This window comes from Izhakiella capsodis (assembly GCF_900115045.1).
In the GTDB taxonomy this organism is placed as follows: Bacteria; Pseudomonadota; Gammaproteobacteria; order Enterobacterales; family Enterobacteriaceae; genus Izhakiella; species Izhakiella capsodis.
On record NZ_FOVC01000011.1, the window covers coordinates 114,337 to 124,626 of the forward strand.

Sequence of the window (10,290 nt, forward strand, 5' to 3'; positions counted from 1 at the left end):
ATAAGGAAGCATGACTATGGCTCTTTGGGGTGGACGCTTTACGCAGGCAGCTGACCAGCGGTTCAAGCAGTTTAATGACTCACTGCGTTTTGATTACCGGCTGGCTGAGCAGGACATCATTGGCTCCGTGGCCTGGTCCAATGCGCTGGTCAGCGTTAACGTACTTACCGCTGACGAACAGCAGCAGCTGGAATCGGCGCTAAGGGTATTGCTTGAGGAGGTGCGCGCAAATCCACAGCAGATCCTGGACAGCGATGCTGAAGATATTCACAGTTGGGTTGAAGGCAAGTTAATCGACAAGGTTGGTGAGCTCGGTAAAAAGCTTCACACCGGACGCAGCCGTAACGATCAGGTCGCAACCGATTTGAAGCTGTGGTGTAAAGCCGAGCTTCCCGGACTGCTTAACGCCGTGCGTGAACTGCAAAAAGCGTTAGTGGCAACCGCTGAAGCAAATAAAGACGTCGTGATGCCGGGATATACCCATTTGCAGCGGGCTCAGCCGATTACCTTCGCCCACTGGTGCCTGGCCTATGTTGAGATGCTGGCGCGGGATGAAAGTCGGTTGCAGGATACCCTCAAGCGGCTTGATGTCAGTCCGCTCGGCTGCGGCGCGCTGGCTGGCACCGCCTATGAAATAGATCGCGAACAATTGGCCGGCCGGCTAGGTTTCGCTGGTGCGACACGCAATAGCCTTGATAGTGTTTCTGATCGTGATTACGTGCTGGAACTGCTGTCAGATGCTTCTATCAGCATGATTCATCTGTCGCGCTTTGCCGAAGATCTAATTTTCTTCAATAGTGGTGAAGCCGGTTTCATTGAGCTTTCTGATCGCGTTACCTCAGGATCTTCGCTGATGCCGCAGAAGAAAAACCCCGATGCGCTGGAGTTGATTCGTGGCAAATGCGGTCGGGTGCAAGGCGCTTTCACCGGCATGATGATGACCCTAAAAGGCTTGCCGCTGGCTTACAACAAAGATATGCAGGAAGACAAGGAAGGGTTGTTCGATGCGCTCGATACCTGGGCCGATTGCCTGCATATGGCAACCCTGGTTCTTGATGGTATTCAACTGAAGCGTTCACGCTGTCAGGAAGCGGCTGAGCAGGGCTATGCAAACGCAACGGAGCTGGCGGATTATCTGGTCGCGAAAGGCGTGCCGTTTCGTGAGGCTCACCACATTGTCGGCGAAGTTGTTGTGGCGGCACTCAAGCAAGGCGTGGCGCTGGAAACGTTGAATCTGACAACCTTTCAGGCTTTCAGTCCGGTTATCGCGGAAGATGTCTACCCGTATCTTGCATTGCAATCCTGTCTTGATAAGCGCAATGCGAAAGGCGGCGTGTCACCGTATCAGGTGGCGCAGGCAATTACTGAAGCCAGACATCGGCTGAGGTAAAAAAAAGGGCGGGCTTTTGGCCCGCCAAAACTTTCGCTTCAGTTTTATTATTACTTCTCTAAGGCACACCAGAGAGTCTAAACGCGACAACTGCGTCATGTCCCCGGATTCTTCAGGCGTTTTTCAGGTAGCGCTCCAAATCTTCACTTCCACCAATATGTCGCCCGCCAATGAACACCTGGGCACTGTGGTTTGGCCGGATACTGCCCTCAGACTTACGGTGGTGGCATCCTCACCCAAGATAATTTCTTCATAACGAATGCCGCGATCGATCAATATCTGTTTTGCCTTGCTAAAAATATGCAGCCGGGCTTGGTAAACAGCGAGACAGACTCCTGTACGCGAAACTCAGGTGCCAGTTAACGCAGCAGGGTATCAACGCCTGAGAATTCGAACGGATCGCCAGACTTCTCTGGTTTAACAAACATTTTCTCAATTATGCCGTTGCGTACCGGCATTGAGTAGCGCCATAAGCGCAGCCCAAAGCCAAAATCAGACATTCAGCCAGCAAGTTCATACTGCGAGTGAAGTCACCATTGCCGTCCGGAACAGAGGTGATATTTTAAGCACGCTGATCGGCCTGCCATGCGTTCATCACAAAGGTGTGATTCACTGACACGCAAAGAATGCTGTCTTCGCCATACTGTTTAAAATATCAGCCTGCTCGTGGTGATGTGGAATGTGGCCTGTGCAACATACTTCCCTTCCTGACTGACATATATACTACGAAACCTCAATGTTGTTTAACTGTAAACTACACTTCTGAGTGGTATTATTGCTTTCTTAGCTTGATAGGGCTAATCGTTGATTGCTATTCTATCTATCGTTATGGACTATCGTAATTGGGAGGGAATGCATGAACATACGTGATTTAGAGTATCTGGTTGCGCTGGCGGAGAATCGCCATTTCCGTCGTGCGGCTGATTCTTGCCATGTGAGCCAGCCGACGCTCAGTGGGCAAATTCGTAAGCTTGAAGATGAGTTGGGCGTGATGTTGCTGGAGCGCACAAGTCGTAAAGTACTGTTTACTCAGGCTGGACTGCTGCTTGTTGAGCAAGCACGTACCGTGCTGCGTGAGGTAAAGGTACTGAAGGAGATGGCCAGTCAGCAGGGAGAAAGTATGTCCGGGCCGCTGCATATTGGACTCATTCCCACCGTAGGCCCCTATTTGCTGCCGCAGATAATTCCGATGCTGCATCATACCTTCCCAAAACTGGAGATGTATCTGCATGAAGCGCAAACCCAGCAGCTGCTGGCCCTGCTTGATAGCGGCAAGCTCGACTGCGCCATTCTTGCGTTAGTAAAAGAATCTGAAGCTTTCATTGAAATTCCGCTCTTTGATGAGCCAATGAAGCTGGCTATTTATGAAAATCACCCGTGGCATGATCGTGAGCGTATCGCGATGTCCGAACTGGCAGGCGAGAAGTTGCTGATGCTGGAAGACGGCCATTGCCTGCGTGACCAGGCAATGGGATTCTGTTTTGAAGCCGGTGCCGACGAAGACACGCATTTTCGTGCAACTAGCCTGGAGACGCTGCGTAACATGGTAGCAGCTGGCAGTGGAATTACCCTGCTGCCAGCGCTGGCGGTGCCCAACCAAAGGGTGCGCGACGGCGTATGCTATATCGACTGCTATAAGCCAGAGCCACAACGTACTATCGCGCTGATTTACCGCCCAGGTTCACCATTGCGTAATCGTTATGAGCAGCTGGCTGAGGCGATAAAAACGCACATGCAGCAGCATATGGATGCTATTTCAAAACAGGCGGTTTAAGCCGTTAAGCGCCGCAACGCGATAGGCTTCGGCCATCGTCGGATAATTAAAGGTGGTATTTACGAAGTACTCGATCGTGTTACCGCCATTTTTTTGCTCCATGATAGCCTGGCCGATATGAATAATTTCAGCCGCACGTTCACCAAAGCAGTGTATACCCAGGATTTCTTTGGTTTCGCGATGGAAAAGGATTTTCAGGCTTCCGATATTCATGCCGACGATCTGCGCCCGAGCCAGATGCTTAAACTGAGCGCGACCTACTTCATAGGGTACTTTCATTGCCGTCAGCTGCTGTTCAGTTTTACCCACCGAGCTAATTTCAGGAATGGTATAAATTCCCGTTGGAATATCCTCAATCAGATGAGCCGTTGCTTCGCCTTTCATAATTGCCTGAGCAGCAATGCGACCCTGATCATATGCGGCGGATGCCAGACTAGGATAACCAATAACATCGCCCACGGCATAAATATGTGGCTGCGCGGTTTGATACATGCTGTTTACTTTCAGCAGTCCCCGGCTGTCTACTTCCAACCCCACCTTATCCAGTGTCAGAGTATCGGTGTTGCCAGTGCGTCCATTCGCGAATAGCAGACAGTCAGCCTTCACCTTTTTCCCTGATTTGAGATGCAGGATGACACCATCGTCCATCCCTTCAATTTTTTCGAACTCTTCGTTATGACGAATAACTACGCCGCTGTTCCAGAAGTGGTATGAGAGCGAGTCGGACATTTCCTGGTCAAGAAAGGCAAGCAGTCGATCGCGGGTGTTGACTAAATCGACTTTAACGTTAAGTCCACGGAATATGGACGCATATTCGCAGCCTATAACCCCTGCGCCATAAATAATTACGTGATCGGGCTCGTGATGAAGGTTAAGGATTGAATCGCTGTCGTAGATACGTGGATGGGTAAAGTCGACATCGGCAGGATGATAAGGACGCGAGCCGCAGGAGATGACAAATTTTTCTGCCGTCAGACGCTCACGAGTGCCATCATGCGATTCAATTTCAATTGTATTCGCGTCGATAAAATTAGCGTCACCCTGAAACAGCTCGCAGCGATTGCGTTCGTAAAAGCCTTCACGCATACGCGTCTGTTGGCTGATAACGTTTTCTGTATGGTTCAGAATATCGGCAAAGGAAGAGCGTAATAAGCGAGTGTGGTCGCTATAAAGGGGATTCTGATTAAATTCAATAATACGGCTAACCGCGTGGCGAAGTGCTTTGGAAGGGATGGTTCCCCAGTGGGTGCAGCCTCCTCCGATGTTGTGATAGCGTTCAATGACCGCAACGCGAGCGCCGCCTTTAACCAGGCCCATAGCCGCACCTTCTCCACCAGGGCCAGAACCAATCACAATGACATCATAATCGTAAGCGTGTGGCATACCAGTACGTCCTTTTATATAAAATTCTACAACGGAATTTTAACATCAAGTAGGTCAGTTCCTAATTCTAACTCTTCCAGACTGTACTGTTTGACAATGTGTGATGTTAACAGCCGTTCACAAAGTTTGGCGGACTGTACGCTGATAATTTTGATATAGTGCAAAGATGACAACAAAAACAGGCACAAAAATGGGCATTCGGGCGCAACAGAAGGAGCGTACGAGGCGTTCGCTGATCGAAGCCGCATTCAGCCAATTAAGTGCGGAGCGCAGTTTTGCCAGCCTGAGCCTGCGAGAGGTTGCCCGCGAAGCGGGGATCGCGCCCACGTCATTCTATCGGCATTTTCGTGATGTAGATGAGTTAGGGCTGACGATGGTTGATGAGAGCGGTCTGATGCTGCGCCAGCTGATGCGTCAGGCTCGTCAGCGCATCGCCAAGGGTGGCAGCATCATTAAAACTTCGGTGTCGACTTTTATGGAGTTCATTGGCAACAACCCCAATGCATTTCGCTTGTTGCTGCGTGAGCGCTCTGGTACTTCCGCAGCGTTTCGTGCCGCGGTCGCGCGTGAAATCCAGCATTTTATTGCCGAACTGGCTGATTATCTGGAGCTGGAAAATCGTATGCCGCGTAGCTTCATAGAAGCACAGGCCGAAGCGATGGTTATTATCGTGTTTAACGCCGGTGCCGAAGCGCTGGATATTGACATCGTACAGCGTAGCCAGTTAGAAGATCGCCTGGTGTTGCAGCTGCGAATGATTTCGAAAGGCGCCTGCTACTGGTATCGTCGGGAGCAGGAAAAGCTGGCGGTTTCTTTGGGCTCAGAGGCCAATCAAAAAAGGTAAGCAATATGAGTTTGGTTACTGCCAGGGATAAAGGTACGCTGCTATTGGCGTTTCTTACCGGACTTTCAATGAATGGAACTTTTTCTGCGTTCTTCAGCGCTTATGTGCCTTTTTCTCTTTTTCCCGCCATTGCGCTGGGCTTATCCGCCTGGTGTCTGCATCAGCGCTATCTAAACCGTTCAATGCCGGACGGCCTGCCATCCCTGGCGGCGGCTTTTTTTCTGCTGGGTATCCTACTTTATAGTGCCATCGTTCGCGCTGAATACCCTGATATTGGCTCAAACTTTGTACCTTCGATCCTGATGGTGATCATAGTTTTCTGGATCGGTCTGCGTGTAAAGGGTCGTTCGACATCAGGACGTTAATGACGCCAGCGGTGCCGGTTGTGGCACCGCCACTTATCAAGCCTTAGCTTTACGTTCCAGTAGTACGCCGCACTCCATATGGTGCGTGTAAGGAAACTGATCAAATAACGCCAGGCGCGTAATTTCATGAGTCTGGCTCAACACCTTCAAATTCTCGAATAGTGTCTGCGGGTTGCAGGAAATATACAGAATACGCGCATAACCCTGCACCATTTTTACCGTTGCCTCATCCAGTCCACTACGGGGCGGATCAACAAAAATAGTTTCGCATTCATAGCTTTTCAGTTCTATTCCCTGCAGGCGTTTAAAAACTCTTTCACCATTTATTGCGGCGGTAAATTCTTCCGCCGCCATGCGAATGATTTGTACATTATTAATCTGGTTTACGCTGATGTTGAATTGGGCTGCAGCAACCGATGGCTTAGCGATTTCGGTTGCCAGTACGCGGCGGAAGTTTGGCGCTAATGCCAGAGAAAAATTGCCGTTACCACAATACAGTTCAAGTAAGTCGCCACGCGAATTTTTAGTGACTTCCAGCGCCCATTCCAGCATCAGAATATTTACCGACGCATTGGGTTGGGTAAAACTGTTCTCCACCTGGCGATAGATTAAATGACGACCTGCCACTGGCAGTACTTCATCAACGTAATCCCGATCAAGACATATCTTCGTTTTATTTGCCCGGCCAATCAGCTGAAGCTGGAAGCCGGCTTCACGCAACGCGTCACGAAGTATCATGGCGGCGGTCTTCCACTCTTCATCTGGCTGTCGATGATAAAGAAGTGTTACCACGATCTGATCGCTCAGGGTGGAAAGGTAATCTATCTGGAACAGCTTGCGTCGCAGTACGCTGTGCTGGCGAATCCGTTCTATTAATTCCGGCATCAGGCGATTGATTAGCGTACTCGCTGCCGGAAACTGATTGACCCGAATTCGTTGGTGAGTCTGTTGATCAAAAATAACATGATAAAGATCATCGCCATCATGCCAGATTCGAAATTCTGCGCGCATTCGATAGTGGCTGGCTGGCGAACGAAATATCGCAATATTGGGCGCATTAAATGGCGCCATCAGCACGTTTAAGTGCCTGACTTTCTTATCAAGCTGGTCGTCATAGTGTTCCACTGGCAGAATTTCGGGGGTCATGAAGTGTCCAGGTTGTCCATTAAACTGAGTGGGAATTTTAGGGATTCAGGCCATGATGTCCAGTACCTGAAATTAAGCGATTTTTAGATGCCTGGATTTCTATCTGCGGCGATTGTAGCATGCCCGCATCGGTATCAGGTGAAACAGGCATTCAGTTTAAATCTGGAGCTGGCGCGCAGCGGTATTTCGTGCCATGAGAACCGTTCCGTACAGACACTTTTCTCGTGATGGGAAGTCGCTGTCGTTTATGACGTTAAACCCGAAGATGCTATTAGTGTTGGGTATGCCTCGTCCGGACATCGCGTTCTCCCCGCCGTATGCTCTGGCAACCTGAGTTTTGATTTGGATACGCATACATGATTAATAAAAATATCCCTTGTGTGTGCTGAGCGCCACAGCGGCTGCTTTCTGCGCGCCTTATTCCTTGGCACAGGAAAATGATGACACAATGGTTGTCACAGCGAACCGTTTCGCTCAGCCTGTTTTTTCCGTTCTGGCTTCATCGACGGTGGTAACAAAAGATGAAATTGAACTCTGGCAGTCTAAAAATCTGGTGGAAGTCATGCATCGCCTGCCAGGCGTGGATATTGCACAGAATGGTGGTGTCGGTCAGAGTGCTTCGCTCTATGTTCGCGGCTCCGAAGCGCGCCACACGCTGGTGCTGGTGGATGGTATCCCGCTGGCTAAACCCGGTATCACTGGCGTCGCTGATTTTAATCAAATTCCTATCTCTTTGGTCCAGCGCGTTGAGTTTATCCGTGGTCCTCACTCAGCTGTTTATGGTGCCGATGCGATTGGCGGTGTGATTAACATTATTATCCAAACTCATGATGATAATGCCAGTATCTCCGCGGATGCCGGCTCCGATCGTTATCAGGAATTTAGCGGTAATTTCACGAAAAATGTTACCAAAGATACGCGTATTACAGTGACCGGCTCGTTTCAGGAAACTGTAGGTTATAATATTCAACCCAATTCAACCTGGCCGGCTGATAGTGATCGCGACGGCTGGAACAATAAAGCTTTCTGGGCTGGGATTGATCATACTTTTAACCAAAACTTCTCAGCTTTCTTTCGTGGTTATGGCTATGGTGCGGGCACTGATTATGATGCGGGCTCTTTTGGCGGACAAGATGCGCAGCAAGTCTATAATCATAGTTATGATGCCGGTTTACGCTTTAATCGCGGCGACTACGCTTCGCAGCTGATTGCCAGCTATCAAAAATACAAAGCGCTGAATTACGTTACTGCCGAAGGCCGCTATGCCGATAGCACCAGTCTCGACGATATGAAACAGCGTACGCTGCAGTGGGGAAATACGTTGCGGCTAGGTCAAGGGATGGTTACTGCAGGTATGGACTGGAAGCATCAACGTCTGCTTTCGGTCGGGCAGAGTTTTTCTACGTCTGCTCGTGAAAGCGATCGCTATCAGCAGAACAATAGCGGGGCGTACCTGACCACACAGCAACAGCTGGGAACGGTTACTCTGGAAGGTTCTGTTCGCGGTGACGATAACGAAGACTTTGGTCGTCATGGTACCTGGCAGGCCGCTGCCGCCTGGGAATTTATCCCTTTTTATAAGCTGACATTTTCCTATGGTACGGGATTCGAATCGCCTACGCTCGGGCAGCTTCACGGGCAAAAAAGGTTCGATATTGCCTCCAATCCCAATTTGAAGCCTGAAGAGTCGGGACAATGGGAAGCTGACCTCGATGGTGTTAGCGAACCGCTGACCTGGCGGCTGGCGGCCTGGCATAATCAGGTTGAAAACATGATTGATTATGCTAGCAATCCGGTAACCTTCCAGGGGGGATATTACAACGTGAAATCAGCAACGATGAAGGGTGTTGAGTGGACCGGTGAGATCGATACCGGCCCACTGAGTCATCAGCTCACGCTTACATATCTGGATGCGCGTCGTGACTCCGACGATGAAGCCCTGGCTCGTCGTGCCCGTCAGCAGCTTAAATATCAGGTTAGGGTGACATTGTATGACCTCGATATGGATGCTATTTACCAATACGTTGGCCAACGCTACGACAACAACACCAGTGAATACTCGACCGGGCAGCGTCGCCTGCCCAGCTATATATAGTACGGTAGATCTTGCCGTATCGTATCCAATCACCTCTCATCTGACTGTTCGTGGTAGAATTGCTAACCTGTTCGATAAAGATTACGAGACAGCGTATGGCTATCAGACTCCCGGAAGAGAGTACTTCGTTAACGGAACTTACACCTTCTGATCTTCGTCCCACCGTGCTGGTATTTGACTCTGGCGTCGGTGGACTCTCTGTTTATGATGAAATCAGGAAGCTGCTACCCGGTTTGCACTACCTGTATGCCTTCGACAATGAAGCCTTTCCTTACGGGGAAAAAACCGAAGAGTTTATCGTTGATCGCGTAGTACAAATCGTTGATGCCGTCACCCGGCGCTACCCTCTGGCGCTGGCGGTCATTGCATGTAACTCGGCCAGTACCGTCACTTTGCCCGCACTGCGACAGAACTTTGCTTTCCCTGTCGTTGGGGTCGTTCCCGCGATTAAACCTGCAGCAAGACTCACGCGTAACGGTGTCGTGGGGCTTCTGGCAACGCGTGGTACAGTTAAACGACCCTATACGCATGAGCTGATCTCTCGTTTTGCTAATGAATGCAAGACGGAGATGCTGGGTTCTGCGGATTTAGTTGAAATGGCGGAAATAAAGCTGCATGGTAAGGCTATATCTCTTAACGATATTCGTCACATACTTCAACCTTGGCTACGTATGGCTGAACCACCTGATACCGTGGTGCTTGGTTGTACGCATTTCCCTCTGTTAAGTGAAGAGTTACAGGCAGTATTGCCTGAAGGAACGCGGTTAATTGATTCTGGTGCTGCGATAGCGCGACGTACCGCATGGCTGCTGGCGAATGAAGCTCCGGATGCCTGCTCTGCTGATCCATGTCGGGCATTTTGCTTGCGTCTGGATGAATCAGCAGTACAACTTTTACCCGTTTTACAACGTTATGGTTTTGAAACGCTGGAAAAACTCTCACTTCGCTCACTTAATGAGTAAAAAAACGGCAGTTAATTGTAATTTTGTAAATAGCGCTTGCCAGCGCTTGTCAGCTGCCTATAATGCGCCACCACTGACACGGTAAAGCGGTAACGCGGTCGGGTCAGCAAGGTAATGAAGTGATTCATTTTCTTGTGAGAGGGAAGGAAAAAAACCTTGACTCTTCAGCGGTGAAGCGTAATATACGCCACCTCGCGACAGCAGGCTCAGCGCCGCGTCGCACTGCTCTTTAACAATTTATCAGACAATCTGTGTGGGCACTCGCAGGATTGATATCGCAAAACTATTTGATGTATCAAGTCTTGAAGAGTGAACACGTAAATTCATTACG

At 49.8% G+C, this 10,290-nt stretch carries 7 protein-coding genes, 2 pseudogenes and 1 riboswitch; of the genes and pseudogenes, 6 read left to right on the forward strand and 3 right to left on the reverse strand.

The annotated features are described in order from the left end of the window. The first annotated feature begins 16 nt into the window (after positions 1-16). Positions 17-1,390 (forward strand): argininosuccinate lyase, encoded by a 1,374-nt coding sequence (argH, locus tag BM191_RS14060; protein WP_092879250.1) that lies wholly within the window; start codon positions 17-19, stop codon positions 1,388-1,390. 112 nt (positions 1,391-1,502) lie between these two features. Here argH and BM191_RS14065 read toward each other — a convergent pair. Then, positions 1,503-2,050: pseudogene (locus BM191_RS14065) on the reverse strand (glutaredoxin domain-containing protein); the annotation flags it as partial. A 196-nt stretch (positions 2,051-2,246) separates the two neighbouring features. On the opposite strand from BM191_RS14065, the gene oxyR reads away from it, so the two are divergent. Beyond that, positions 2,247-3,164: a DNA-binding transcriptional regulator OxyR gene (oxyR, locus tag BM191_RS14070; protein WP_092879252.1), complete on the forward strand. Its 918-nt coding sequence runs from the start codon at positions 2,247-2,249 to the stop codon at positions 3,162-3,164. Here oxyR and sthA read toward each other — a convergent pair. Then, positions 3,147-4,547: a Si-specific NAD(P)(+) transhydrogenase gene (gene sthA / locus BM191_RS14075; protein ID WP_092879254.1), complete on the reverse strand. Its 1,401-nt coding sequence runs from the start codon at positions 4,545-4,547 to the stop codon at positions 3,147-3,149. The two genes, oxyR and sthA, sit on opposite strands and share 18 nt — an antisense overlap. A gap of 190 nt (positions 4,548-4,737) precedes the next feature. On the opposite strand from sthA, the gene fabR reads away from it, so the two are divergent. Next, positions 4,738-5,391, forward strand: coding sequence for an HTH-type transcriptional repressor FabR (fabR, locus tag BM191_RS14080; RefSeq protein WP_092879256.1), 654 nt, complete (start codon positions 4,738-4,740; stop codon positions 5,389-5,391). A 5-nt stretch (positions 5,392-5,396) separates the two neighbouring features. Then, positions 5,397-5,756, forward strand: coding sequence for a YijD family membrane protein (locus BM191_RS14085; protein ID WP_092879258.1), 360 nt, complete (start codon positions 5,397-5,399; stop codon positions 5,754-5,756). A gap of 36 nt (positions 5,757-5,792) precedes the next feature. On the opposite strand, the gene trmA is transcribed toward BM191_RS14085, so the two are convergent. Then, positions 5,793-6,902: a tRNA (uridine(54)-C5)-methyltransferase TrmA gene (gene trmA, locus BM191_RS14090; RefSeq protein ID WP_092879260.1), complete on the reverse strand. Its 1,110-nt coding sequence runs from the start codon at positions 6,900-6,902 to the stop codon at positions 5,793-5,795. Positions 6,903-7,000: 98 nt separating this feature from the next. After that, positions 7,001-7,189: riboswitch (cobalamin riboswitch) on the forward strand. 89 nt (positions 7,190-7,278) lie between these two features. Between trmA and btuB the strand changes: the two are divergent. Continuing rightward, positions 7,279-9,148: pseudogene (btuB, locus tag BM191_RS14095) on the forward strand (TonB-dependent vitamin B12 receptor BtuB). Then, positions 9,093-9,959 carry a glutamate racemase gene (gene murI / locus BM191_RS14100; protein ID WP_092879262.1) on the forward strand — a complete coding sequence of 289 codons (867 nt, stop codon included), beginning with the start codon at positions 9,093-9,095 and terminating at the stop codon, positions 9,957-9,959. Before btuB ends, murI begins: the two are co-directional and overlap by 56 nt. Positions 9,960-10,290 lie beyond the last annotated feature (331 nt).